Source organism: Alphaproteobacteria bacterium, assembly GCA_030739735.1.
GTDB lineage: Bacteria > Pseudomonadota > Alphaproteobacteria > UBA7887 > UBA7887 > UBA7887.
Genome location: JASLYQ010000003.1, coordinates 52121 through 78078 on the forward strand (window position 1 = coordinate 52121; position 25958 = coordinate 78078).

Annotated in this window: 26 protein-coding genes and 1 tRNA gene; 11 read left to right on the plus strand and 16 right to left on the minus strand. The window is 61.9% G+C overall.

Annotated features, from left to right (window positions below):
• Positions 1 to 3: 3 nt before the first annotated feature.
• From QF629_02615 to parC, 3 genes are read left to right on the plus strand one after another with little or no spacing between them, the layout of a single operon-like run.
• Positions 4 to 798, plus strand: a complete 795-nt coding sequence (locus tag QF629_02615; protein ID MDP6012427.1) for an enoyl-CoA hydratase — start codon at positions 4 to 6, stop codon at positions 796 to 798.
• A 3-nt stretch (positions 799 to 801) separates the two neighbouring features.
• On the plus strand, positions 802 to 1527 hold the full coding sequence (gene recO, locus QF629_02620) for a DNA repair protein RecO (protein MDP6012428.1): 726 nt from the start codon (positions 802 to 804) through the stop codon (positions 1525 to 1527).
• Between the two features lie 41 nt (positions 1528 to 1568).
• Complete coding sequence (gene parC, locus QF629_02625; protein MDP6012429.1) at positions 1569 to 3791, plus strand: DNA topoisomerase IV subunit A; 2223 nt, start codon at positions 1569 to 1571, stop codon at positions 3789 to 3791.
• A gap of 3 nt (positions 3792 to 3794) precedes the next feature.
• Here the strand turns inward: parC and QF629_02630 are convergent, their stop codons facing one another.
• On the minus strand, positions 3795 to 4490 hold the full coding sequence (locus tag QF629_02630) for a CerR family C-terminal domain-containing protein (GenBank protein MDP6012430.1): 696 nt from the start codon (positions 4488 to 4490) through the stop codon (positions 3795 to 3797).
• 165 nt (positions 4491 to 4655) lie between these two features.
• On the opposite strand from QF629_02630, the gene QF629_02635 reads away from it, so the two are divergent.
• Together QF629_02635 and QF629_02640 are read left to right on the plus strand one after the other, a co-directional pair.
• Entirely contained in the window at positions 4656 to 5198 is a 543-nt protein-coding gene (locus tag QF629_02635) for a TRAP transporter small permease subunit (protein ID MDP6012431.1), read from the plus strand.
• 3 nt (positions 5199 to 5201) lie between these two features.
• A complete protein-coding gene (locus QF629_02640; protein MDP6012432.1) occupies positions 5202 to 6602 on the plus strand; it encodes a TRAP transporter large permease subunit in 1401 nt (466 codons plus the stop codon).
• Here the strand turns inward: QF629_02640 and QF629_02645 are convergent.
• The 9 genes from QF629_02645 to QF629_02685 form a co-directional block, all read right to left on the minus strand.
• Positions 6593 to 7207 carry a hypothetical protein gene (locus tag QF629_02645; protein ID MDP6012433.1) on the minus strand — a complete coding sequence of 205 codons (615 nt, stop codon included), beginning with the start codon at positions 7205 to 7207 and terminating at the stop codon, positions 6593 to 6595. The genes QF629_02640 and QF629_02645 overlap by 10 nt on opposite strands.
• A 1-nt stretch (position 7208) precedes the next feature.
• Positions 7209 to 8351 (minus strand): TRAP transporter substrate-binding protein, encoded by a 1143-nt coding sequence (locus QF629_02650; protein MDP6012434.1) that lies wholly within the window; start codon positions 8349 to 8351, stop codon positions 7209 to 7211.
• A gap of 16 nt (positions 8352 to 8367) precedes the next feature.
• Positions 8368 to 9450 (minus strand): TRAP transporter substrate-binding protein, encoded by a 1083-nt coding sequence (locus QF629_02655; GenBank protein ID MDP6012435.1) that lies wholly within the window; start codon positions 9448 to 9450, stop codon positions 8368 to 8370.
• Positions 9447 to 10595 (minus strand): TRAP transporter substrate-binding protein, encoded by a 1149-nt coding sequence (locus QF629_02660; protein ID MDP6012436.1) that lies wholly within the window; start codon positions 10593 to 10595, stop codon positions 9447 to 9449. The genes QF629_02655 and QF629_02660 overlap by 4 nt, the downstream gene beginning before the upstream one ends.
• Entirely contained in the window at positions 10592 to 11344 is a 753-nt protein-coding gene (locus QF629_02665) for an arginyltransferase (protein MDP6012437.1), read from the minus strand. Before QF629_02665 ends, QF629_02660 begins: the two co-directional genes overlap by 4 nt.
• 24 nt (positions 11345 to 11368) lie before the next feature.
• Positions 11369 to 13225, minus strand: a complete 1857-nt coding sequence (locus QF629_02670) for an SLC13 family permease (GenBank protein MDP6012438.1) — start codon at positions 13223 to 13225, stop codon at positions 11369 to 11371.
• Between the two features lie 15 nt (positions 13226 to 13240).
• A complete protein-coding gene (locus QF629_02675; protein MDP6012439.1) occupies positions 13241 to 13705 on the minus strand; it encodes a thioesterase family protein in 465 nt (154 codons plus the stop codon).
• Between the two features lie 111 nt (positions 13706 to 13816).
• Complete coding sequence (locus tag QF629_02680) at positions 13817 to 14230, minus strand: hypothetical protein (GenBank protein ID MDP6012440.1); 414 nt, start codon at positions 14228 to 14230, stop codon at positions 13817 to 13819.
• Between the two features lie 214 nt (positions 14231 to 14444).
• A tRNA-Val gene (locus QF629_02685) sits at positions 14445 to 14519 on the minus strand.
• Positions 14520 to 14695: 176 nt separating this feature from the next.
• Here QF629_02685 and QF629_02690 point away from each other — a divergent pair.
• The 3 genes from QF629_02690 to QF629_02700 are packed head-to-tail and all read left to right on the plus strand — an operon-like array spanning position 14696 to position 16866.
• A complete protein-coding gene (locus QF629_02690) occupies positions 14696 to 15247 on the plus strand; it encodes a methylated-DNA--[protein]-cysteine S-methyltransferase (protein MDP6012441.1) in 552 nt (183 codons plus the stop codon).
• A gap of 51 nt (positions 15248 to 15298) precedes the next feature.
• The gene (locus tag QF629_02695) at positions 15299 to 16186 is read left to right on the plus strand and encodes a hypothetical protein (GenBank protein ID MDP6012442.1); all 888 of its coding nucleotides are present in this window, start codon (positions 15299 to 15301) and stop codon (positions 16184 to 16186) included.
• On the plus strand, positions 16183 to 16866 hold the full coding sequence (locus QF629_02700; GenBank protein ID MDP6012443.1) for a haloacid dehalogenase type II: 684 nt from the start codon (positions 16183 to 16185) through the stop codon (positions 16864 to 16866). Before QF629_02695 ends, QF629_02700 begins: the two co-directional genes overlap by 4 nt.
• Positions 16867 to 17390: 524 nt before the next feature.
• On the opposite strand, the gene QF629_02705 is transcribed toward QF629_02700, so the two are convergent.
• Genes QF629_02705 through QF629_02725 form a run of 5 tightly spaced genes read right to left on the minus strand, consistent with a single transcriptional unit; the run spans position 17391 to position 22207 of the window.
• Positions 17391 to 18344 carry an acetyl-CoA carboxylase carboxyltransferase subunit alpha gene (locus QF629_02705; protein MDP6012444.1) on the minus strand — a complete coding sequence of 318 codons (954 nt, stop codon included), beginning with the start codon at positions 18342 to 18344 and terminating at the stop codon, positions 17391 to 17393.
• 28 nt (positions 18345 to 18372) lie between these two features.
• Positions 18373 to 19353 (minus strand): CoA ester lyase, encoded by a 981-nt coding sequence (locus tag QF629_02710; GenBank protein ID MDP6012445.1) that lies wholly within the window; start codon positions 19351 to 19353, stop codon positions 18373 to 18375.
• Between the two features lie 19 nt (positions 19354 to 19372).
• Positions 19373 to 20281, minus strand: a complete 909-nt coding sequence (gene xerD / locus QF629_02715) for a site-specific tyrosine recombinase XerD (protein ID MDP6012446.1) — start codon at positions 20279 to 20281, stop codon at positions 19373 to 19375.
• Positions 20278 to 22086, minus strand: coding sequence for a hypothetical protein (locus QF629_02720; GenBank protein MDP6012447.1), 1809 nt, complete (start codon positions 22084 to 22086; stop codon positions 20278 to 20280). Before QF629_02720 ends, xerD begins: the two co-directional genes overlap by 4 nt.
• Entirely contained in the window at positions 22067 to 22207 is a 141-nt protein-coding gene (locus QF629_02725; protein ID MDP6012448.1) for a hypothetical protein, read from the minus strand. The genes QF629_02720 and QF629_02725 overlap by 20 nt, the downstream gene beginning before the upstream one ends.
• Before the next feature lie 176 nt (positions 22208 to 22383).
• Between QF629_02725 and QF629_02730 the strand changes: the two genes are divergently transcribed.
• The 3 genes from QF629_02730 to QF629_02740 are packed head-to-tail and all read left to right on the plus strand — an operon-like array spanning position 22384 to position 25317.
• Complete coding sequence (locus tag QF629_02730) at positions 22384 to 22920, plus strand: shikimate kinase (protein ID MDP6012449.1); 537 nt, start codon at positions 22384 to 22386, stop codon at positions 22918 to 22920.
• Entirely contained in the window at positions 22917 to 24041 is a 1125-nt protein-coding gene (aroB, locus tag QF629_02735; GenBank protein ID MDP6012450.1) for a 3-dehydroquinate synthase, read from the plus strand. Before QF629_02730 ends, aroB begins: the two co-directional genes overlap by 4 nt.
• A gap of 7 nt (positions 24042 to 24048) precedes the next feature.
• Complete coding sequence (locus QF629_02740; GenBank protein MDP6012451.1) at positions 24049 to 25317, plus strand: HlyC/CorC family transporter; 1269 nt, start codon at positions 24049 to 24051, stop codon at positions 25315 to 25317.
• 289 nt (positions 25318 to 25606) lie between these two features.
• Here QF629_02740 and QF629_02745 read toward each other — a convergent pair whose 3' ends face one another.
• Complete coding sequence (locus QF629_02745) at positions 25607 to 25897, minus strand: BolA family protein (protein MDP6012452.1); 291 nt, start codon at positions 25895 to 25897, stop codon at positions 25607 to 25609.
• Positions 25898 to 25958: the final 61 nt, after the last annotated feature.

A 25958-nucleotide genomic window follows, 5' to 3' on the forward strand; every position in this document is an offset into this window, starting at 1 on the left:
CAAGTGACAACAGATTTGCTCGAAAGCGTACAGGACCGCGTGGCGACCCTGACTATGAATCGTCCTGATCGGCGCAATGCAATGTCGAGGGATATGTTGGAGGCCCTACTGGAGAGCTTGGTCCGGATCGGCGCCGATGGTGACGTGGGGGCGGTGATCCTGACCGGTGCAGGCGGTGCCTTTTGTGCCGGTGGCGACGTCAAGGCGATGGCCGAGGGCAAGGAGTTCGCCGAGGAAGGGCTCGAAGCCAAGGCCCGCGGCCTGCGCAGGGTGATGGAGGTCTCGCGCCTACTCCACGAGATGCCGAAGCCTGCCATTGCCTTGGTGCCCGGGGCGGCTGCCGGCGCAGGTCTGTCGCTGTGCCTCGCTTGCGACATGCGTATCGCCAGCGAGTCAGCGAAGTTCACTACCGCCTTCGCTCGCGTCGGCTATTCGGGTGATTTCGGCGGTAGCTATTATCTAACCTCACTGGTTGGCACTGCGAAGGCGCGCGAACTCTACTACATGGCCGATCTCGTGGATGCGCAGACCGCGCTCTCGCTCGGTATGGTCAACCGCGTGGTCACCGATGATGAGCTGGAAGCGGTGGGCAACGAGGTGGCCGAGCGTATCGCTGCCGGGCCGTCGATTGCGCTCGGCTACATGAAGCGCAATCTCAACGCCGCCGAGCATGTGGCGCTCGGTGAATTGCTCGATCTGGAGGCTTTGCACCACAGCCGCTGTGGCATGACTGAGGACCACAAGGAGGCCACCAAGGCTTTTGTCGAAAAGCGCCAGCCGGTCTTCCACGGGCGTTAAGCGCTGGAGTGGCATGACCATGGGGTCGTGATTTCGGCCCGCCGTCACGGTGAGGCGGCGTTAGTGCTGCATGTTCTGACCGAGCATCACGGTCGTCATGCCGGCCTGGTGCTGGGTGGGGCGGGGCGGCGCAAGCGCGGTACCTTCCAGCCAGGCAACGGGCTCGCCTGCCGTTGGCGGGCGCGCTTGCCCGAGCATCTCGGCAACTTCAGCGCCGAACTCGTGCGCGTGCGAGCCGGGCCGCTGCTGGGCGATGCGCCACGCCTCGCCGGGCTTGGGGCTGCCTGTGCTCTGGTCGATGCCGTGCTGCCCGAGCGTGAGCCCTATCCTGCCGTCTATCACGGGCTCCTAGCTTTGCTCGATAGTCTGATCGATGATGAGTACCCGCTGGAAGCTTGGGGCGCCGGCTATGTACGCTGGGAGCTTGGCGTGTTGGCTGTGCTTGGATTCGGCCTCGACCTTAGCGCTTGTGCCGCGACCGGCAGCAATAAAAGGCTGATCTGGGTCTCGCCCAAGTCGGGTTGTGCGGTCTCGGCCGCGGCAGGCGCCGACTATGCCGATCGGCTGCTGCGGCTGCCGCCGTTTCTCGTCGGCAGCGGCGCGGCGACAACGGCTGAAATCGCTGATGGGCTACGGCTCACGGGCCACTTTCTGACCCGGCATGGGCTGGTCCGCGACGATGCAGCGCTTCCGGCGGCGCGCGATCGGTTGAGTGAGATTTTCCGCTAGATGTAGTGGTTGTCCCCGCCTAGCCATGCTATCACTGGCCCATGGGCAAGAAAGCTAAGCTCCCCGAGCCGATCCCTGTCGATTTTGCCCAAACGCTCAGCGAACGATATCTGTCTTACGCGATGTCCACAATTATGGCGCGTTCGCTGCCTGACGTGCGCGACGGTCTCAAGCCCGTCCACCGGCGCTTGCTGCACGCCATGCGCCTACTCAGGCTTGACCCGCGCTCTGGCTTCAAGAAATGCGCCCGTGTCGTGGGCGATGTTATCGGCAAATACCACCCGCACGGAGAGGTCGCGGTTTATGACGCCATGGTACGCTTGGCCCAGGAGTTCGCGGTGCGCTACCCGCTGGTCGACGGCCAAGGCAATTTTGGCAGTATCGATGGTGATGGCGCGGCGGCTATGCGCTACACGGAAGCGCGACTAACCGAGGTTGCCGAAGCTCTGCTAGAAGGGCTTGATGAGGAAACGGTTGATTTTCGCGCTACCTATGATGGCGAGGAAGAGGAGCCGGTGGTGCTGCCGGCGACGTTTCCGAACCTGCTGGCAAATGGCGCTAGCGGCATCGCCGTCGGCATGGCGACGAGCATCCCGCCACACAACGCGCACGAGCTGTGCGATGCCCTGCTGCATCTGATCAAAAAACCGAACGCACGTATTGAGACACTGGTCGATCTCGTGCCGGGGCCGGATTTTCCCACCGGCGGCGTGCTGGTCGAGACGCGCGAGAGCATTGCCACCGCCTATAAAACCGGCCGTGGCGCCTTCCGCGTGCGCGCGCGTTGGCATGAGGAGAAGGCGAGCCACGGACGCTATCGCATTATCGTCACTGAGTTGCCCTATCAAGTGCAGAAGGCGCGCCTGATTGAGAAGGTCGCCGAGTTGATGACGGCCAAGAAGCTGCCCTGGCTGGCCGATATTGTCGACGAATCGGCAGAAGACATCCGTTTGGCGCTGGAGCCGCGCTCGCGCACGGTCGAGGCGGGGGCACTGATGGAATCACTTTTCCGCCTCAGTGATTTGGAGAGCCGCGTTTCACTTAATCTCAACGTTCTCGATGCCGACAACACACCCAAGGTGATGTCGTTGGCTGAGGTGCTGCAGGCGTTTCTCGACCACCGCCGCATCGTGTTACAGCGGCGCGGCCGCTATCGATTGGGGAAGATCAACACGCGATTGGAGGTGCTCAAAGGCTTCCTCGTCGCTTTCGTCAATCTGGGCAAGATAATCCGCATTATACGCGAGGACGATGAGCCCAAGGCTACCATGATGGCGCGCTGGGATCTGAGCGACGTGCAGGCTGAGGCGATCCTCAACATGCGTTTGCGCGCGCTACGCAGGCTGGAAGAGATAGCCATCCGCAAGGAGCTTGAAGGTCTCGGCGAGGAGCGCGATATGCTAACCGCGCTGCTCGCTGACGAAAAGCGGCAGTGGCGCGCTATCGGCAATGAGGTGAAGGACATCCGAGCGCGCTTTGGAAGGGACACCGTGCTCGGCGCCAGGCGCACCGAGATAGGCGAGGCACCGAGCGTTGAGGTGGTGCCACTCGAGGCCATGGTGGAGCGCGAACCGATCACCATCATCTGTTCAGAGAAAGGCTGGATTCGTACTGTTCGTGGTCACTTAGCGGAAGATACTGAGATTAAGATTAAGGAAGGCGATCGGATCTGGCGACGCCTGCACGCCCAGTCAACCGACAAGCTGGTGGTGTTTGCCACCAACGGCCGCTTCTATACCCTTCCTTGCGACCGCCTACCCGGCGGGCGTGGCTTTGGCGAACCACTCCGCTTAATGGTAGATCTCAGCAACGAGCACGATCTGGTCGAATTGATGGTGCACCAGCCTGACCAAAAGCTGTTGGTGGCGGCGAGCGACGGCCGCGGTTTTATCGTCGAGACCGATGAGATCGTGGCGCAAAAGCGTGGCGGACGTCAGGTGCTCAACGTTTCGGGTGAGGTTGAAGCTGTGGTCTGTGTGTTGGCTGAGGGCGACCGGTTGGCAGTGGTCGGTGAGAACCACAAGCTGCTTGTCTTTGGACTCGACGAATTGCCGGTGATGACCCGCGGGCGTGGTGTCATCCTGCAGAAGTATCGCGATGGCGGCTTATCGGATGCCCGCTGCTTCTCAGGTGGCGCAGGCCTGACCTGGCGTCAAGGCTCGCGCCTGCGTACCCTGACCGAATTGGGGGACTGGATTAGCAAGCGCGGCAATGCCGGCCGACTCGCCCCGAAAGGCTTCCCGCGCCACAATCGCTTTCGTTAGGAACTATTCTGCGGTGACAGCTGTCGCCAGTTTGAGCCGGCCGAGCATGCGGTTGGTGACAACAGTTACCACCTGCTCTATGCGCTCCGGCGTGAAATTCTCCCAACCCAGGCTGCGCAGCGCGATGGGCTGATTGCGGCAGATCATCAGGAAGTCTCCGACCAGGGCTTCGGTCACGATCCCAACATGCTCGAAATTCTGCTGACCCGTCGCAGCTTCAACTAGTTTGCGGACCACCCGGTGGCAAGGTAGGAAGACCATCTCGTAGATCTTCTCTTCGCCAGGAGATAGTAGCCCCAGCGCACGCGTGATCACGGCGACCCACCAGGTCTGCAGATCGAGGGGCAAACAGGTTTGCAGGAAGTCGCTGCCGAAGCGCGTGGTCGCCTCGGCCAGCAGCTCCCGATCACCGTCTGCGCCGTCGATCGCCATATCGAGCTCCGCGAAAATGCGGCCGATGTGCTCGTTGCTGCGCGCCACGACGTGATCGATAATCGCCTGTTGCAGGCCGTCCTTGCCGCCGAAGTAATAGGCGATGGCCGCAAGGTTTACGCCGGCGACACTGGTGATCCGACGGGTCGAGATCGAGTCGAAACCCTGCCTAGCGTAGAGAATTCCCGCGGTGTGCAGCAGCCGCTCGCTGCAACAGCTCGGATCCTCGCAAAGAACGTCGAGAACCGCATCAAGAGGTTCGGCCATGTTGAGCCGCCGTGTTATCCGGTTGCCGGGAGACTATAGACCAAGCTGACCCGTGTTTGTACAGGCTCCGCAGCAATCCCCTTGAGTTGACGGCAGAAAGCTCTACTTTGCGCCCTCGGATGGGGGAGGGTACGAGCTGATACAGCATTGGGGTGAAAGCGCCATATGGATGGCTTAATCCGTATCGCGCGTGCCATCGACGCGTTTAACGACTCTGTGGGCCGTGCCGTCTCCTGGCTGACCCTGGTGATGGTGCTGGCTACGGTCGTCATCGTCGTGCTGCGTTACGGCTTCGACACCGGCTTTATTTGGATGCAGGAGTCGGTGCGCTTTATGCACTCCTTTGTCTTTCTGCTCTGTGCCGCCTATACGTTGCTGCACAATGAGCACGTACGCGTTGACGTGCTCTACGCCAATATGTCGGAGCGCCGGAAGGCGATGGTTGACATTTTCGGCTCGCTCGTCTTCCTGATTCCGGTCTGCGTCATCATCATCCTGTTCTCCTGGAACTACGTGCTGAATAGCTGGGCAGAATGGGAAGGCTCGCTGGAGGAACGCGGTCTGCATGCGGTCTATCTGCTCAAGACCTGCATCTGGATCTTCGCTGCGGCAATGATCGCGCAGTCACTGTCGCGCATCATCCACGGTATTGCGATTATTTGCAGCGTCGAGCACGAAGTGTCTGGAGACCACGAGCAGGCGCTCTGAGCGATGGCTGATCCCTGGGTCTACGAGCTGATCATTGTGGCGATGATCCTGACGCTATGCGGTGCGTTAATGCTCGGTTTCCCTGTGGCCTTCACGCTCTCGGGCGTGGCTCTGATCTACGCCCTTGGCGGCGCCGCCTTCGGCATATTTGAGCTTGCTTTCGTGCAGGCTCTACCCAACCGCATGTACGGCATCATGACCAACGACTTGCTAATTGCGGTGCCGTTGTTCGTCTTCATGGGAGTGATGCTCGAGCGCTCGAGATTGGCGGAAGAGCTGCTCGAGACCATGGCGCTGGTGATGAGCGCCGTACGCGGGGGCCTCGGCATTGCCGTCAGCATTGTCGGCGCGCTTCTCGCGGCGTCGACGGGCATCGTCGGCGCCACGGTAGTGACCATGGGCCTGTTGTCGCTGCCGACCATGCTACGCCGGGGCTATGCGGCACCGATCGCCTGCGGCTCGATTTGCGCCGCAGGTACCCTCGGGCAGATCATCCCGCCCTCGATCGTACTGATCCTGCTCGGCGACCAGATATCAGCAGCCTACCAGCAGGCGCAGCTTGCGGCCGGCAACTTCGCGCCCGATCCTGTGTCCGTCGCCGACCTTTTCATCGGCGCCCTGATCCCGGGCTTTGCGTTGGTGCTGCTCTACATCCTCTGGCAGTTCATCTACGCCTCCATCTACCCCGACCGCATGCCCTCGGTGCCAGCCGAAGAGCGCGCTGCAATGGCTGGCAGTGAGCTGATGGGCCGGGTCTTCAAGGTGCTGCTGCCGCCGCTCTTGCTTATCGTGCTGGTGCTGGGCTCGATCCTGGTCGGGGTGGCAACGCCGACCGAAGCTGCTGGCGTCGGTGCTATGGGCGCCCTGTTGCTCGCGGCGATGCGGCGTCAGCTGACCATGGACAACCTGCTCGACGTCATGCGCTCGACGGCCAAAGTGTCGTCGATGGTTTTCGTCATCCTCATCGGCGCGCAGCTCTTCAGCCTCGTCTTCCGCGGTTTTCAGGGCGACGAGATCGTGGCTGAGTTCCTGCACGGGCTGCCGGGTGGGGTGTTCAGCGCCATGTTGCTGACTATGGCGCTGATGTTTGTGCTTGGCTTCTTTCTCGATTTCATCGAGATCGTTTTCGTGGTGGTTCCGATCGTCGGCCCGGCGCTGCTGATGAACGATATTAGCCCAGTCTGGTTCGCGATCATGATCGCGGTCAACATTCAGACCTCGTTCCTGACCCCACCCTTTGGCTTTGCGCTGTTCTACCTGCGCGGCGTCGCACCGCCGGAGGTCAAGACCACCGACATCTATCGCGGCGTCATCCCCTTCGTAATCATGCAACTCGCCATGCTTGGCATTCTCGCCACCTTCCCCGCTATGGCCACCTGGTTGCCGAAGGTGGTCTACGGCTGATACTCGACCTCGTCGTGGTGCAAGAAGCCGCGGCAGGTAGCGTCTGGCGCATCGCTGGGCAATTGTTCGTAGAGGCGAAGCTCAAGGACCACTTCCTCAAGCAACTGATCGGCTAGCTCGCTTGAGGTGTCGTCGTCGGTCCAGGGCTCTTCAATGCCGAAGGTGCGCTCCACGAAGCTACGGGCGCGGTTTGTCTGGCTGCCACCGGCGCTGGTCTCTGAGACCAGCAACTCTTCGCGCATCTTGGCCATCACCGTGCTGCAGGTCTCGGCGGACCGATATTGGCCTTGCGCCAGCACCACACCGATCAGCACCAGCTTGCCGCTTTCGCGATGTGCCAGCGGGTAGCCATAGCGGTAATCGACGGCCGGATATTTTAGGCTATAACTCTCGAAATCGTCGCCATAGTCTGAGAGGTCGTAGGTATAGGACCATAGCGGATTCTCGATCCTGTTAAGCATCCGCTCTAGCTTGACGAAGCCGACGTCGAAGGCGCTGGCTGGCCGCTTGCGAAGCAATTCCAGGGCACTGATCTCCTGGGCCACGGCATTGCTTCCGATAAGGGTGCAAAGCAGCAGGGTTGCAGGGGCTAGGCGGTGGGCCATGTCAACCCAGCGCCCGGTTGTTCATATAGCCCTGCTCGGCATACGGCGCGCGCTTCACGGCATCGGTACGGAAGCTCCACCAGCTGTCGAAGATGCGCTTGGCGATATCGCCCTCGCTAGCCGTCTCTTGCACCACGTCGACGGCGTTGGCGAAAGCGGTTTTCACGACATCGTCTGGAAAGTTACCGATGGTCACCCCGTGCTCTTCCACTAGGGTCGTCTGCGAGATGTTGTTGCCGGCGGTAAACTCGCTCACCGTGTAGTTGGCTTCGGCCGTACAGGCCGCCTCGACGATGGCCTTGAGATCGCTTGGGAGGGCATCGAATTTATCCTTTGAGAGCATCACCTCGAGGGATGAGGAGGGCTCGTGGAACCCGGGACCGTAATAGAACTTGGCGATTTTGTGAAAACCGAAGGCAAGGTCGTTCCAGGGGCCGACCCATTCGGTGGCGTCGATAACACCCGATTGCAAAGCGGGCATGATCTCGCCGCCGGGCATGTTGACCGCAGTTACGCCCATGCGGTTGACCACCTCAGCGCCAAGGCCGGGAATGCGCATCTTTAGGCCGTTGAGGTCTGCTAGTGAGTTTATTTCCTTCTGAAACCAGCCTCCCATTTGCACGCCAGAGCCGCCGGCCAAAAAGGCCTTGAGGCCGAATTCGGCATAAAGCTCGTCCCACAATGCCTGACCGCCGCCGTGGTGGATCCAACCCGAATGCTCCTGCTGGGTTAGTCCGCCCGGCACGGTGCAGAAAAATGGTGTGCTCTTGTGCTTTGCCACCCAATAGTACGACGCATCATGGCTCATCTCGGCGGTGCCTTCGCGCACCGCGTCGAAGGCCTCAAAGGCGGGAACAAGCTCTCCAGCAGCATAGAGGCGCACGACCATCTTGCCGTTGGACATGGCGCTGATGCGGTCGGCGACGCGCTGGGCGCCGGTGCCGAGGCCGGGGAAGTTCTTAGGCCAGGTGGTGACCATCTTCCATTCCACGGTGCCGCTGGTGGCGCCCGGTGCTTGGCCAGGTTGCTCTGGCGTACCTGCCACCATTGGCTCCGGCTTTTGTGCGGTTGCTAGATATGTCGCGCCGCCGGCGACCACGGCGCCTGTCGCAGCACCAATAAGAAAATCACGTCGGGATGCCATGGCTCTTCCTTTCCGGCTATAGGTTTCTTTGGTTGAGCGCGCCCTGCTCGGTGAACGGCGCTAGCGCCGCTACTTGGGCACGAAAGCGCGACCAGTTCTCGTAGATGCGGCGGTTGATATCGCCGAGCGCTGCGGTCTCCGCTACCACGTCCTCGGATAGTCGTCGCAATTCGCGGATTACCTCGTCTGGCATGGGGGTTGGCTCGATGCCGTGGTCGTCGCGCAGCGCGATCAGAGAGGCAGTGTTGCCGGCAGTAAATTCCGACAGCATGCGCTGGTTCTCCGCCGCCGCAGCTTGTGCGACGATGGTCTGTAAATGCACTGGCAGGTCGTCCCAGAGCGCGCGGTTAACCGTCAGCTCTAGGGTGGCCCCGGGCTCGTGGAATCCTGGGCCATAGTAATATTTGGCGATCTTATGGAAGCCGAAGGCGAGGTCGGACCAGGGCCCGGCGAACTCCACCGCATCGATCACGCCCGATTGCAGGCTCGGCATAATTTCAGCACCGGGAATGGTCACCGAGACGCCGCCGGCGCGATTGATCACTTCGCCGGCGAGGCCCGGAATGCGCATGCGTAGGCCCGAGAGGTCGTCGAGGCTCTCGATGGCCCGGTTGAACCAGCCGCCCATCTGCGTGCCAGTATTGCCGGCGGCAAAAGCCTTGAGCCCGTATTCGCCGTAAATCTCGTCCCACAAGTCTTGCCCGCCGCCATAGTCGAGCCAGGCGTTCTGCTCCTGCGCCACCAGCCCGGCAGGGACCACCGCGAAGAAGGCAAAACTCTTGTTCTTGCCGACCCAATAGGCAGCGCCGGCATGACCAAGCTCCGCCGTGCCTTCGCGTACTGCGTCGAAGATCTCGAAGGCAGGAACCAGCTCGCCGGAAGCATAAAGTCGCACCTCCAGCGCACCTTCCGACATCTCCGTGATGGCATTGGCGATGCGTTGTGCGCCGGTACCAAGACCGGGAAGGTTTTTCGGCCAGGCGGTGGCCATTTTCCAACGCCGTTTTCCTTGCGCAATCGCGGGCGTTGACAGGTTTGTCGCGGCTGCTGCGCCGCTGCCTGCAATCAGGGCGCGGCGGCTGACTTTGGCAATGCTCACGTCCGGCTCGCCCGCGCACGGTTGCCAATAAAGCCGAAGTCAGACAGCGGTTGATACTCGATGGCGCGCCTGCGAAAATTGCTCCAGCTCTCATAGATGCGACGATTGATGTCGCCTTCGCTCGCCGTCTCTGCATTAACCTCCTCGGAGATGTCGAACATGGCATTGAGAACATCGTCCGGGAAGTTGCGGACGTCGACTTCGTGCTCGCCGGTCAGCATTGGCAGTGTGTTGGTATTGCGTGCGAAATACTCCGCTGGCAAGATCATATTGGCTTCGTGGCATGCTACTTTAACAATGGCCTGGAGATCGCTCGGCAATGCCTGCCAGCGCGCTTCGTTTATCAGAAGCTCATTCGCCGTGCTACCCTCGTGGAAGCCGGGACCGTAGTAGTACTTGGCTACCTTGTAGAAGCCCATGGTCAGATCAACCCAAGGCCCGACCCATTCGGCAGCGTCGATGACGCCGGATTGCAAAGCGGGCATGATCTCGCCGCCCGGCATGTTGACGGTGGTGGCCCCGAGGCGGTTTAGCACTTCGGCGGCTAATCCCGGAATGCGGATTTTGAGACCCGAAAAATCCTCCAGCGAGTTGATCTCCTTTTGGTACCAACCGCCCATCTGGGTGCCGGTATTGCCGCTGAGGAAGCCACGCACGCCGAACGGCGCATAAAGCTCATCCCACAGCGCCTGGCCGCCGCCGTAGAGGATCCAGGCATTGTGCTCGCGCACGCTCAAGCCGCCTGGGACGGCACAGAAGAAGGGGATGCTCTTGTTCTTGGCGACCCAGTAATAGGCTGCATCGTGCGAGCAGTCGGCGGTGCCCTCGCGCACAGCGTCAAAGGATTCGAAGGCCGGCACCATCTCGCCGGCGGCGAACACCTTGACTGTGAGCCGGCCGTCGGACATCAGCCGGATGGCATCAGCCAACGCCTGCGCCGCGGTTCCGGCACCCGGGAAGTTCTTTGGCCAGGTGGTCAGCATCTTCCATTCGTGCAGGTTCGAATTGACGGCCGGCGCAGTGCCTGGCGTTTCCGGGGTTCCTGCTACCATCGGCGCAGGTCCTTTGGACGTTGCTAGATGGGCCGCGCTGCCGGCGATCACGGCACCAGTCGCTACGCCGCCGAGAAAATCTCGTCTGTTCATCCTTCCCTCCCCTGACTGGATTCCCCATCGCGCGTCAGGCGCACCCATTGCTCGTCGACCAGGCCTTCCAACGGTTGAAAACGCATTTTGTAGGCCATTTTTGGGCTCTCGGCGATCCAATAGCCGAGATAGACATATGGTAGCCCCAACTCGCGCGCCTGATCGATGTGCCAAAGAATGACGTAGGTGCCGGGGCTGGTGCGGCTGCGGTCGAGGGCAAAGAACTTGTAAACCCCGGACAGGCCGTCGCCTAAACGGTCGCTGAGCGAGGTCGCAGCGAGGCGCCCGTTCGCCTCGCGGAACTCGACAATATGGGTCTCGACCGGTGTGTCCTCGATCATGGCGCGGTAGTCGGTGAAGTCCATCAGCGCCATGTCGCCGTCGCTGTGGCGGCCGATCTCGTATGCGCGGAACAGTTCATATTGCTCTTCCGTAGCGACAGGTGGACGCAGGTTGGCCTCGAGATTCGCGTTGCGCCGCATGACGCGGCGCAGGGAGCGGCTGAGGCGAAAGTTGGCCACCGGCACGCGGACCGGCACGCAGGCGTGGCAGTCATGGCAGGCTGGGCGGTAGGCGATGGTATGGCTGCGTCGAAAGCCGGCTTGGCTAAGCAGGTCGTGCAAGCGCACCGCGCCGGGGCCGTTCAGCTCTGTGACAGCTTTCGCCTCCATGCGGCTCGGCACATAGGGGCAGGGCTGCTCTGCGGTGCCGTAGAAAAAGCGGATGGCGCATGGGTCTAGGTTCAACATTGTACGTCCGTCGGCGAATGGCTGTCAGAGGTCATAATACCACGGTGCGAACAGTGAGAAAGCGACCCACAATATCAAAATCAGTGGTGCGCCCGCCCGCACATAGTCGCTGAAGCGGTAATGGCCGGGCGCCATGACCAGAAGATTGGTCTGGTAGCCGATGGGCGAGGCGAAGGAGCAGCTGGCGGCGAAGATCACGGCATAGACGAAAACCATCGGCTCGATCCCCAGCTGGTGGGCGAGATTGATAGCGATGGGCGTGAAGAGAACCGCTGCAGCGTTGTTGCTGAGAAGATTGGTGAACAGCGCGATGACCGCAAAAAGCGCGGAAAGTATGATCGCGGGGCCGAATTGTGCGAGCCCGGCAATCATCTGGTGCGCCACGTAGGCAGCGGCACCCGTGGTCTCGAGTGCGGCCCCGAGCGCCAGGGTGGCCGCGACGATCATGACTACGGCGCCATCCACCGCACGCGTCGCCTGGCGCACGTTGAGACAGCCGGTCAGTAGCATCGTCGCTGCACCGGTCACCGCTGCGACCACGATTGGCAAGGTGCCGGTGGCTGCCACCGCTACCACAATGGCGAAGATCAGGCCGGCGCGGCGAGCGTGAAAATAGCGTGGCAGGGTCTGCTGTGACCATTCCAACAGCACCACATCGCGGTTGGCTCTGAGAGAGTGCACGTTGGCGCGTTGGCCCTGGATCAACAGCACGTCGCCGGCTTCCAAGCGGATCTCCGTTAGGCGTTGGCGAATCATGCGTGAGCGCCGCTGCACCCCGAGCACGATGCAGCCGTGCTGATAGCGGAAGCCGACATTCTCCAGCGCTTGGCCACAGAGCCGCGAAGCTGGTGTTACCATGACCTCGGCCAGGGCCTGCTCGCCGCCCTCCCAGGGCGCCTGCTCGCCGGTCTCCTCCGGCCATTGGCGGTCGGTGAGGCTTGGATGCAGGGCGCCGGGAAACTTAGCCAGGGCTTTAGTGAGGGCACTGCGCGTCGCCGCCACGACGACGACATCACCCGGCTCAAGCGCGACGCTGTCGAGGGGGGGCAGGAAGGCGTGTTCGCCCCGCTGCACCATGCGCACAGTGGTCTCGGGTAGGCTGCGGAACATGCCGGCAACAGGCCTCTCGCCGATCAGCGAGGAATCGTCCGCGATCTCGATCTGGGCGATGAACTGGCGCCCAGCTCCGGCGAGCTGCACGGCCATGTCGGCGCGGTCCGGCAACAGGCGCGGGGCGATGACAATGACGTAGAGCAGGCCGCAGCCGGCCAACACCATGCCGGGCACGACAAAATCAAAAAAGCCGATGCGCCCGAGACCCATCTCTTGGGCAACGCCGGCGACCAGCAGGTTGGTCGAGCTGCCGATCAAGGTGGTCATGCCGCCGAGGATTGAGGCGAAGCTCAGGGGGATCAGCAAGCGGCTTGCCGAGAGTTTGAGGCGTCCAGCAAGCGCGGTCATGATGGGAATGAAGATGACTACTACGGGGGTGTTGTTGAGCACGCTAGAGAGAACCGCAACAGGTAGTAGGCTGATCAAGAGCGCCAGCGCAGCGCTGCCACCGCTCGCTTGGTGCAACGACGTCGCGACGCCGTCGAGCGCGCCGGTCTGGATAAGGGCCTGGCCAACTACGAGCAGTCCGATGATGGTGATCAGGCCGGGATTAGCGAAGCCCTGCAGAAGGTTCGCGGCGCCGAGTAAGTTCTCGCCGTTGGGGCCGGGCAGCGGGGCCAGTCCGAACAGCACCATCAGGCCTGCCAGCAACATCGTCGCTGTTGCGACCATTGGAATGCGTTCGAGCATCAGGGCGATAATGGTTACTGGCACCAGGGCCAGCACCGCCCACATCTGCCAATAATGCCCGGCAATCAGGCTTTCCATGATCGTGTTCGGTGACTAGTTGCCCGCCGGCGGATCGAGCAGGCGCGCCTTGAGGGCCTTCGGTAGGGGTTCAGCCCGGCCACTTGCGTGTCCGACGCGCACCAGCACCGCGTCGCCCGAGGCATAGCAGGTGTTGTCGACGAAGATCGCTTCTGCCAGGCGCAACGAGGAGCGGCCGATCCGCAGCACGCGTACGCCTGTGCGCACATCGCCCGGATAGTGCATCTCGGCCAGAAAATCGATCGATAGGTGGGCGATCACGAAATCGTCCGCGTCCAGTTCGCCCTCGCGCACGCCGAGGTCGTTCATGAAAGAGATGCGGCCGGATTCAAAAAATCGCGCGAAGATAACATTGTTAATGTGGCCGAGGGAATCACAGTCCCCCCAGCGCAATATATCGCACTTCCAATAGGGATAGGCAGCGGGGTCCATGCGGTCGAAGTCCTCGCCCGCGTCTAACTGATGCGTGCTGTCCAGCATGGCCGCTATTGTGCGTAGCTTGGCCCTGTTTGCCAAGGGCAGAAGGGGTTATCGTAGAATCAATTTATTGATTTAAGAAATTAAAATAAGATAATGATTATATTTGTATTATTAAAATTGTGATACGACGTTATCGGGAACCACGACACCAACTGCATCATCGATCAGCACCACCTCACAGGCGCAGTTTGTGAGTTTATAGTGCGCCTTCATGTCCTTGCAGCCCTGCATGGCGATGCGGATGGCGGCCTCTTCATTCGCGACAGAATAGGAAAAGCCGAGCGCCTCGAAGATGGCCTCGTCTAGAAAGGTGGCATCGACCTTCTCCCAGGGAATGCAGGCGACACCAGCTTTGGTCGTCTGCATCTCTCTGTAATCGAAGCGCCAATGCTTCATGCTGCGGAGAAACACCTCGCCCGTCCGCGCTGCCACCGTGGCCCCGTCTTCGGCGCGCGTTACGCTGTCCGGCAAGGCCATCAGAGCCACTCCCGCCAACGCTACGAGTCCTGCAAAGCTTCGTGCCATGATGCGTACCCTTTTCGTCACGCGTCCGCTTTGCTAGCACGGACCTCGCAACGCAGACCTCGCTTGCTATTTCGTTTTGTAGCGTTGCCATTTCCCATCTCACTCGACAAAAACTGGAGAAAATGGAGAACCAGGAGAACCAGGAGAACCAGGAGAACCAGGAGAACCAGGAGAACCAGGAGTGCAAACAACTACGGTAACTAATTGAAACTAGTGGTGGGCACGGCTGGGATTGAACCAGCGACCCCCGCCGTGTGAAGACGGTGCTCTCCCGCTGAGCTACGTGCCCGATGCGGCTGACTTACGCCGGGCCGGCGCGGCCTGTCAAGCAGGGCGGGATTGGGGTGCAGGGTTCGGATGGCGCGGGTCATCAGCTTGGGGCAAGATGGCCAGGATGGATCAGGAACATAACACGATAGAAGGTGAGGGCCGCTGGCAAGGAGTGCTTGCGCTCGATGGCCCGGCATGACGCCCGCTACCTATGCCAAAGGTGGGCGCGGCGCGCGCATCGCCTACACCGTCAGCGATAGCCCGCTCGACCGGCTCTTGGTCGCAGCCACCGGTCGTGGCGTTTGCGCGGTCTATCTCGGCGACGACGACGGCGCGCTCGCTGACGAACTGCGCGAGGAGTTTCCCGAAGCAGAGGTCCATGCCGACGATGCTGCTCTGGCAGCGCATGTTGCGGCTGTGCTGTCGGCCGTCGAGACGGGACAAGCAGACCTGCCGCTCGACGTGCGAGCGAGTGCTTTCCAGGCCTGGGTTTGGCAGGCCTTACGGGATATTCCTCGCGGTCAAACGCGAAGCTATGCGGAGATTGCCAATGCCATCGGTGTGCCAGGGGCGGCGCGCGCCGTTGGCTCGGCCTGCGCCCGTAACCCGGTGAGCGTCGTGGTGCCCTGCCACCGCGTACTGCGCAGCGACGGTGGGCTCGGCGGCTATCGCTGGGGTTTGCCGCGCAAGCAACGCCTGCTCGAAATTGAGGCTGCGATCACAAATGCGAGGGGAGATAGAACATAAGTGCGGGGTTTGCTACGCTGGCGGGCTCCGTTTCTGCTGCGAGTCCCAGCCATGCGCGACCTGCCCCGACTTAAGCCCAAACCGATTCCTGTCATCCATCCGGTTCCGGAATATCTCGCCGAAGGCGAGCTGCGCGAGATTTATGCCGATACCAAGACCGTGCTGCAAGTTCCTTGGATGGGGGTGATAGCTATGGCCTTCGCCCATTATCCGACCTTCTACGGCCGCCTTTGGCGGGGTTTGCGCGAGAGCTTCGCCAGCACTGCTTTGGTCGATACCTGCGCGGCGTTGCGCTGCGATGTTGAGAACCGCGTCGCTACACTAGAGCCGCCACCGATCCGCGGAAGGCTTGAATCACTCGGCTATGCGGCGCGCGAGATCGCGGCCATCGATGATGTAATCGAGGTCTTCTCGCACGGTAACTTCCCCTACTGCCTGATGGCCACCATCGGGCGGTTGGCGATGGACGGCGAGGAGATTTGCCAGGGCGGTGCGGCAGTGCCCTTTGCTGGTCGCCACGCCCCAGATGTCGACGTACCCTTTCTGCTCATGGAGGAGCATCACGCGGACGAGCCTATACGCACGGTCTATGATGACGTGAAGGTGAAACTCGGCCTGCCTTTCGTCAACACCGACTATCGCGCGTTGGCCCGCTGGCCGAGCTATTTTGCGCTGGCCTGGGACGATTTGGCGGCCGTGGTGTCGACAGCTTACTATGAGCGCCTGGTCGCGGAGACCCATGCGCAGGTCGTTGCAGCGGCCCGCGCGCTACCCAATCCGCAAGGTCTGAGTGGCGCGGATCTGCGCGAGGCTGCGGTGGCCGATGCTCCGGCGACAGAGGTTCTGGCCGTGACACGTCTGTTCCAATGGCTGTTGCCGGGATTGTTGATGAACGTGGCCTATTTGCGCCATCAACTGGGGCAGGGAGGAAGCCGATGAGTGACAGCGGGATTCGTGGCGCTACGGCCTGCGTCTTCGATGCCTACGGCACGTTATTCGACGTGCACAGCGCGGTCGGTCGTCATCGGGACACCCTAGGCGAGGCGGCTGATGCGGTGTCGGTGACTTGGCGTGACAAGCAACTGCAATATTCTTGGCTGCGCAGCCTTATGGGCGCCTATGTGCCATTTTGGCAGGTGACGCGCGAGGCCCTCGACTATGCCTTCGCCGTGCAAGGGGTAGAGGATGATGCGTTGGCCGAGGCGCTGATGGGCGCCTATCTCGAGCTCGATGCCTATCCGGAGGTCAAAAGCACCCTGGAGACCCTGCGTGGACAGGGCATGAGCCTCGCCATCCTGTCAAACGGAAACCGCGAGATGCTCGATGCCGCGGTCGGCAATGCCGGGCTGAAGCCGTTGTTCGATGCCGTGCTCAGCGTTGAGGCCGTGGGCACCTTCAAACCCCATATCAGCGCTTATCAGCTCGGCTGCGATAGCTTCGGTGTGACGGCTGACGAGATATGTTTTTTGTCGTCGAACGCCTGGGATGTCTGCGGTGCAGCGCATTTTGGTTTCCAAGTTGCCTGGATCAACCGCTTCTCTCAGCCAGTCGAGCGGCTGCCAGGAGAGTGCAAGGCTGTGATCAAGACCCTTGACGAATTGCCGCCACTTATTTTCTAAAAACCTGCTGACAGCGCGAGGGCTCGCAGCACCTGCACATGTCCGGGCAGGCGGTTTTGGCGCTCGGTGTGAGGCCGGTGTTGTCTAACGCTTTGGCGCTGTCCAATCGCCGGCGTAGGACAATCGTGGACTGTCGATGGGCTGCCAGGGTCTCTCTTCAGCGTCGAGTGCGCCGTCGTGGCTTGGTGGCAGCCTTGCGCCCCGCATGCTCGATCTGGACGTCGAGCGAATTAACGCCATAAATCTTGCAAAAATCGACGACATGTTTCAGCACACGCCTTCTCCTTGTCTCTGTGGAGGGCAAGGCATCTCGGTGAGACCCGCACCGCTGGATAGGTCTGGCTAGATGCTGTCAGTAGCAGACCCGTGGTATCCACGATGAAGTGGCTATAGTGCATGAGAGATCAGTCTCTGACCAAGCTGCGATTGGCATTATCACTAGAACATAAGCAAAATAAATATTAAGCAGAATAATCGATAGTTAGCGAAATAAAAGTAAAAAGAGGAGATGGATGTCGCTGCACCTATAGACCTTTTTGACCCATCGCCATAAACTTCTCGCGGCGGCGAGCGCGCAAGTCTCCGCCGGCAATGCCGAGCAGGGGGCGCAACGCCGTCTCGATGGCATCGCCGACCGCATCCATGACTTGCTTTGGGTCGCGGTGGGCACCGCCGATGGGCTCGGGGACGATAGCGTCGATGACGCCGAGCTTCTCCAAATCCTCGGCCGTGAGCCGTAACGCCTCAGCTGCGTCTTGGGCCTTATCGCCGTTGCGCCAAAGGATCGAGGCGCAGCCCTCCGGCGAGATCACCGAATAGATCGCGTTCTCCAGCATTGCTACATGATCGCCCGCGGCGAGCGCCATGGCGCCGCCCGAACCGCCTTCGCCGACAATCACGCAGACCAAGGGCGTGCGCAGGTTGAGACAAGTCTCGATCGAGCGCGCGATGGCCTCGGCCTGGCCCCGCTCCTCTGCGCCGATGCCGGGATAGGCGCCAGGCGTATCGACCAGCATGATGACGGGCAGAGCAAAGCGCTCGGCAAGGCCCATCAGGCGCACCGCCTTGCGGTAGCCCTCGGGTTGGGCCATGCCGAAATTGTGCTGCACGCGGCCGTCCGTGTCGGCACCCTTCTCGTGACCAATGACCATTGCGGCATAGCCGCAGAAGCGCCCTAGGCCGCCGATAATGGCGCTATCTTCGCCGAACTTGCGGTCACCGGCCAGCGGCGTGAAATCTTCCAGTAGGTGCTCGACATAGTCACGGAAGTGGGGGCGATCCGGGTGACGCGCAACTTGTACCTTTTGCCACGGCGCGAGTTTTGCGTAGGTTTGGCGCAGCAGGCGATCGGCCTTGGATTGCAGGCGTGCCACCTCCTCGACAATATTGAGCTCACCATTGTCGGAGAGGTGACGAAGCTCCTTGATCTTGCCTTCGAGCTCGGCAATCGGTCGCTCGAAATCGAGGAATGTGTTCATCAAGTCATTTTAGCACAAAGTTATTAGCTCATTCTAAATTGGCGATCTGCTCGGCCTTTTCAACCAGATTGCGCGCTTGTTTGATGGAGGCAATATCGACCAGCCTGCCGTCGAGCGCCACTGCGCCTTTGCCTTCGGCGAGCGCTTGTTCCATAGCCAAAAGCACGCGACGGGCCTGGTCGACTTCTTCCGCTGGCGGGCTAAAGACCTCGTTGGCCAGCGCGATTTGCGAGGGATGGATCGCCCATTTTCCCTCGCAGCCCAGCACTGCTGCGCGACGTGCTTGGGCGCGAAACCCGTCGGCGTCGATGAAATCACCGAAAGGTCCGTCGATTGGACGCAGGCCGTTAGCTCGTGCCGCCACCACCATGCGGCTCAAGGGGTAGTGCCACATGTCACCCCAATGGACGTCGCGGCTGCCATCCGCGTCTGCGTGCGTTAGCACCGCATAGTCCTTGTTGGGCCCGCCGACAGAGGTGGTGCGTGCCTTCGTCGAGGCGGCGTAATCGGCAACCCCGAAGTGCAGTGATTCGTTGCGCGAGCTGGCAGCGGCGATCTCGTCGATATTGGCCATACCAAGCGCGGACTCGATGATCATCTCGAAGCCGATTCGCTTCTTGCGGCCCTTGGCGGTCTCTATCTGGGTCACCAGCATGTCGAGGGCATAGATATCGGCGGCGGTGCCGGCCTTGGGGATCATGATGAGATCGAGGGCCTCGCCCGCCTGCTCGAGCACGTCGACGACGTCGCGGTACATGTAATGGGTGTCGAGCCCGTTGATGCGCACCGAGAGCGTCTTGTCACCCCAATCGACATCGTTTATCGCCTCGACGACGTTTTTGCGAGCATGTTCCTTGTCGGCTGGGGCCACAGCGTCCTCAAGGTCGAGAAAAACTATATCGACCGGCGCCTTGGCCGCCTTTTCAAAAAACTCTGTGCGACTGCCGGGGACGGCTAGTTCGCTGCGGTTCAGGCGTGCTGGGACGGGCTCCGGGACGGTAAAGCTCATCGGGCGAACTCCGTTGGTATTACAGCTGGGTGAGGGGATGGTGAGCGTGCACCAGCGCACGTAGGCGCTCGTCTAGCACATGGGTGTAGATCTGGGTGGTAGAAATATCGGCGTGGCCGAGCATGGCCTGGACATTGCGCAGGTCGGCGCCGTGGGCTAGCAGGTGGCTAGCGAAGGCATGCCGCAGCACATGAGGCGAGACTTTCGCAGTATCGATGCCTGCCTCCATGGCCAGACCTTGCAGCAGCTGCGCGAAGCGCCGGCGCGTCAGGTGGCCGCTTTTGCCCCGAGAGGGAAAGAGCCAGGGTGAGGGGTCGCCGCCTGGCAGGAAGCGCTCACGCACCGTGGTGTAAGTGGCGATGGCTTCAGCCGCCGGCTCTCCGAGGGGCACAATGCGCTCCTTGTCGCCCTTGCCGCGCACCAGCAGCAGGGTCATGTTGCTTTCGAGCGCCGAGAGCGGCAGCCCGACCAACTCAGAGACGCGTAGGCCTGTCGCATAGAGACATTCCACCAACGCCGTCAGCCTGAGTGCCTGTGGCCCGGTTCGCGCGTGGGCTGCTTCGAGCAGCTGTTCGACATTGTCTTCGCTCAGCACTTTCGGCAGCGGCCGACCACGCAGTGGCGCGTCGATTGCGTTGGTGGGATCATCTTCGCACGCGGCCTCACTGACAAGGAAGGCGAACAGCTGGCGCAGACAGGAGAGGCGTCTCGCTGCAGTTCTAGCAGACAGCCCGCGTTTTGCTAGGTTGCCGATATAGTGGCGCAGATCGTCGCTGTCGGCATCGCGCAAGCTGCGCCCACGCTGAGCGAGGTATGCGCTGACGTCGCCGATATCGCGCCGATAGGCTGCAATTGTATTGGCGGCGGAGCCGCGCTCGGCAATTAACATTTCGAGGAAGGACTCGACGAGATGGCTGTCTGCACTCACGGTGCGCTGCCGATGAGCACCTCAAGAGCCACGGCTTCGGCGGCGTCGCCAAGCCCGACGGCGCGCAGGGCGCGAATCGCGGTGGCGAGTGTCAGGGCATCGGCATGGGCTGGGCCTGTCTCGCCGAAGGCCAGGATGATCAACAGCAGGGTCTCGCCACGCCGCTTGGCACGCGCCGCATCGCGTAAGGCATAACGGATGCCGACATTCGGAATTTCCGTCACCGTGTGCGACGGCCCGTCAAAGAACAAGGTCCAGGCGTCGTGGCCGATGGTGCGGCCGAGAGCATCAAGGACCATGAAAACGCGTGTTGCGACTGCCATCTTCGTCACTTCGTCGTGGCTTGTTGGCAAGTTGTGCCACCATTGCACGGCCATGTCCGCATTCCAGCTGCGGCCTATGCCGATATTGGCGGCGGCGAGCATCGGCAAGGTCTCGTTCTGCTGTGCGCGAGCAACTGCATCGTCGGCGGCCGCTAGGGTGAGGCCGAGATACCAGGCAACCGCAGCCTGCGGCCGGCCACTTGCGAGCAGGGCGCGCACAGCGCTCGGCGCTATCCACATCGTAGTCGGGGAAGGAGTGAGAGTCAGCAGGCTGACGCCGACGGCGCGCGCCAGGTGGGCGAAGCCGGGGCCGGCAGGATCCGGCGCCCACAATGCATCCAGCAATATTGCGCGCTGATCCGGATCCGCATGCCGGCGTATGGCTTGGAACAATAGCGCCCGGGCTAGGCTCGGCACGATGGTGCCGGCTACGCTGCCAGCATCGCGCAATTCGTCTTCGCTGAAGCTCCGCAGGCCATACAGATCGGCAAGCTCCGTCGGCGACAGTGCCCCGAGGGCGGCGGCACGCTCGCCTGCCGCAAGCCGTGTCTCGAGGACTAGATCGGTGTGCAGCGCCAGCGTCCTGAGCGCCGGTGCCGACGCGGTGTTCAAGGTTTTGGCGTCAAGCGGCGCCTCCGCAGCGACCGACATCGCCAGGTCGAGGCCAGTCGTGAGCGAGGGCACCGGGTCGCGGCCTTCGCCGAGCAGGGTCGCCGCCAGGGCTAGGCGCTCGGCATCGGCTGTCCCCGCCTGCTCGCGTGCCAGCGATAATGATAGTTGTGCCGTGTCATTCTCGCCGCTGCGTTGCTGGCAAAAGATCATGGCTTGCAGCCAGTGCGGATTGGCCGAGGCGCGGATCTCCGCCGCTGCTATGGCGCAGGCGTCGTCGAAGCGACCGCTCCAGAATAGGGCGTCGGCTTCCTGAGCCTTGACCGCGGGTGAGGCGCCACCGATTGGCACCAACGCCGCCAGCCGCACCGCATCTTCCGGTGCCCCGAGGCGAATCAGTGCTGCCAGGCGGGCGGCCAGAAAATCGCTCGGGGCCGGGCCTGCAGGGGCGGCGGCCGCGGTCAATAAGGCGCGGCGTGCCACGTCGCGCATGGTTGGCGAGGGTGCTGTGGTCGATAGGCGATCGAGCAGGGCGATCACGCGGTCCGTTCGTGCGCCCTGCCAGAGGTCATGCCCGAGCCCGCCATTGTTATCGTCAAGTAGTCCGATGGCCCCCACATTAACCACCTCCAGTTGGCTGATGGACACGCCTTCGAGCGGCTCGGGTTCCGCGGGCTCAGGCACGGCCAGCTGCTCCTCGGCAACGGGGTCGGGTAGCAAAAGCCGGCGCGGACCGGGCGGTGCCTCTTCAGCCGCTTCGGCCTCGGGTAGCATGGGTAGGGGCGCTGGCTCGTCCTGGGCGGTGAGGGCGCAGGGAAGAAGCAGCGCGAGAAGGAAAGCGGGCAGCCGGTGGTTAACGCGGAAAGCGGTCATCGTCGATCGTCTTCTTTACTGCCACGGTGGGTGGCGGGATGTCCCAGGTGGCAAGAAACGCGGTGCTGCCGATGGCGCCGAGTAGGATCAGTAGTCCGAAAAAGCGAGACAGAAAGCGCATTGCGGTCCGTTCTGGAAGGCCGACTTCGCTGCCGGTCAACACGGTTGGCACAGGGTTTGTCGGCCATGCTATAGTCGCGCCGATCTTTGATGGGACGCAGTCTACCGGCTCGCCTGGGGCGTTTCAACGCACTGCCGCTGCAGGGCACCCTGTTTCGAAGATCGCCTATGGCCGTGATGGACAGCACTTCAGACCCAAGCGCACACACGACGATCGTTCTGGTAGGGTTGATGGGAGCCGGCAAAAGCTCTGTCGGACGTCGCTTGGCGACTCGCCTGGGCTGTCCGTTCGTCGACGCGGATAGCGAGATTGAGACCGAGGCCGGGCAAACCATCAGCGAGATTTTCGCGCAACATGGCGAGGCTTATTTCCGCCGCCTCGAGCGCCGTGTGATCGGTCGTCTGCTGGCCGAGCGCGGGCAGGTTCTGGCCATCGGTGGCGGTGCCTTCATGGATTCCGAGATCCGTGCCCTGATCGCTGCCGGTGCTGTCAGTGTCTGGCTGCGGGCTGCGCTCGAAATCCTGCTGCCGCGTGTGATGCGACGCGACAATCGTCCGCTGCTCAAGCAGGGTGACCCTTGTGAGATCTTGGGCCGCTTGATCGTCGAGCGCTATCCGATCTATGCCGAGGCGGATATCACCGTCGACAGCACGGGCGGACCGCATGAGGTGGTAGTGCGGGATATCATGCAGGCTTTGGAGGAAGTGCGGTGACTAGCAGCGAGACTGTACGGGTGGACCTGGGCGAGCGCGCCTATGACATCGTCATCGGCTTCGGCGTGGTCGGTGACGCGGCGCTATACGTGGCGCCATTGCTGCAGCGTCCACAGGTCGTCGTGGTCAGCGACGATACGATTGCGCCGTTGCTGCTGGCGCCCTTGCGGAATTCGCTTTCCGCCGGTGGCATCGGTGTGGCAGAAATCCTGGTGCCGGCTGGTGAGCGCAGCAAATGCTTCGCTCAGCTAGAAGATCTGCTTGGCCGCATGCTAGCGCTGCCTGTGGGGCGCGATACCATGGTGCTGGCGCTCGGTGGCGGCGTGGTCGGCGATCTCGCCGGCTTCGCCGCCAGCATCGCCTTGCGCGGGCTCGACTTCGTGCATATCCCCACCACGCTGCTGGCCCAGGTGGACAGTTCTGTCGGCGGCAAGACGGCGATCGATACGGCGCATGGTAAGAATCTTGTCGGCACATTTCATCAACCGCGGCTGGTGCTGGCGGACACCGCCGCGCTCGACAGTCTGCCACGGCGCCAGATGCTTGCAGGGTATGCCGAGATGGCCAAGACGGCGTTGATTTGCGACGCCACGTTCTTTGCCTGGCTGGAAGACAATGCCGCTGCAGTGCTCGGCGACGGCAATGCTGAGGTGGTTGCGGCCGCGCGGCGGCACGCCATCGCCACATGCTGTCGCATTAAAGCCGAGCATGTGGCAGTTGACGAGCGCGAGACCGGCAAGCGGACTCTGCTCAATCTTGGACACACTTTCGGCCATGCCCTTGAGGCCGAGCTTGGCTATTCGGAGGCGCTGCTGCATGGCGAGGCGGTGGCCATAGGCATGGTTATGGCCTACGAGATGTCGGCTAGGCTCGGCATGTGCGAGGTGGCGAATGTGGCGCGCGTGCGAAATCATCTGGAGAGTGTCGGTCTGCCAACCGCGCCGCCGCCCCAGCACCGCTGGTCGGCAGCGGATCTGTTGGCGCACATGGCGCACGACAAGAAAGTGCGCAAAGGCAAGCCGGTTCTGGTACTGAGCCGCGGCATCGGCGAGGCCTTCGTCTATCGCGACGCGGGCGAAGCAGATATTCTGCCGGTGCTTGAGGCGGCGGTCGCCGGATGAGCGCATCATGACCACCACCCTAGTGCTCACGCTGGCCGCGATACTGGTGCTGCTCCTGACATCGGCTTTCTTTTCCGGCTCCGAGACGGCGCTAACCGCCGCCTCGCGCTCGCGTCTGCATCACTTGGCGCAGCGTGGCAACGCACGGGCCCGCCTAGTCGAGCGCCTGGTCGCGCGGCGCGAGCGCATGATCGGCGCCATCCTACTCGGCAACAATGCAGTCAATATTCTCGCGTCGGCGCTGGCCACTAGCCTGATGCTCGGGTTTTTTGGCGAGGCTGGCGTGGCCTACGCAACCATCGCCATGACGGCACTGATCTTCATTTTCGCGGAAGTGCTGCCTAAGACTGCCGCCATCCGCAATGCCGAACGCACTGCGCTTGCTGTGGCACCCGTGCTGCGCCCGGCGGTCTCGGTGCTGGCGCCGGCTGTGGCCGCTGTCGAGGTGGTGGTGGGGGCGATGTTGTGTTTCGGCGGCCGGCGCGAGGCAGGCAAGCGCCTAGTGCCCGTTGCTGACGAACTGCGCGGGCTGTTTGACCTGCATGCGCAGGAGGGTCATGTGCGCAAGCATTATCGCGACATGCTGCGCAGCATTCTCGACCTCTCAGAAGTCGAGGTGGCGGAGATCATGACCCACCGCAAGGTGATGGTGATGCTCAATGCAGACCTACCGATCCCCGAGGCCCTGGCGGCGGTGCTCGAAAGTCCCTTTACGCGCATACCTTTGTGGCGTGATAATCCGGACAACATCGTGGGTGTGTTGCATGCGAAAGCGATGCTGCGCGCCATGCGCCGCCACGGCGGCGAGGCCGAGGAACTTGATCTCGCGGACCTGGCAGCGGCGCCTTGGTTTGTTCCGGATACCACCAGCCTAGCCGAGCAATTGGCGGCGTTCCGCGCCCGCCACGAGCATTTCGCTCTGGTGGTCGACGAATATGGTAGCCTTGAAGGCCTTGTCACACTCGAAGATATTCTCGAGGAGATCGTCGGCGAGATATCGGACGAATACGACCGACCGCAGACTGATGTGCAGCGTCAGTCCGATGGCAGCTACGTGGTAAAAGGGGCGTTGACCATTCGCGACATTAACCGTGCGCTCGACTGCCGCATCCCAGACGAAGAGGCGGTGACAGTCGCCGGCCTGGTGATCCACGAAGCCGAGCGCATTCCCGGTGTCGGCGAGAGCTTTGAGTTGCATGGCTTTCGCTTCGAGGTGCTCGGGCGGGCCGAAAACCGCCTGACAGCCTTGCGGATGACGTCACTCAACAAGGCCTAGCGTTTGGTCTATGAGATGGTCATCATCATGCCATTGTAGTCTCCGCCGACCGCCAAACCAGTCATACCCGCCGCATAAGTGTGCCAGAGCTGTCCGCCGGCCGACCAGCTGGGGGATTTCGAGGGCCGCTTCACCGATATTGTGACCTGTCCGTTCACCAACGAGTGGCGCGGCTGGCCATGCATGCTGCACCAGCTCGTCGGCGGGCACGGTGGTTGTACCCATCTCAGCTAGTTTCTCGGGAGCACGGGAACAACCTGTTTCCAGACCTCTAGCTTTATCGCGCCACCTAACGTGGCGATGAGGCTTTGTCGGCTTCTTCGGGCGTTTGTGTCGTCAGAGAGAGGGCATGAAGACCGGCAGCGAATTCGTCGACCAGCAAGCCGTTAATCAGGCGCTGGCGCTCCACGAGCGATTGTCCGGCGAAAGCCTCGGCCACGATGTACACACGGAAATGGCTGTCGCCACCTGGCCGCGAGCCGGCATGGCCGGCATGCAGGCGGGATTCGTCGACGATGTCGAGTTGGCTCGGCGACAGCTCGTTGGCAATCTTTTGCCGTATTGATTCACCAATCGTCACGATCTGGCTCCTTGCCTTGTTTCGCGCCTGTAACCTCGTCATATTGGCCCTATGAAGGGCT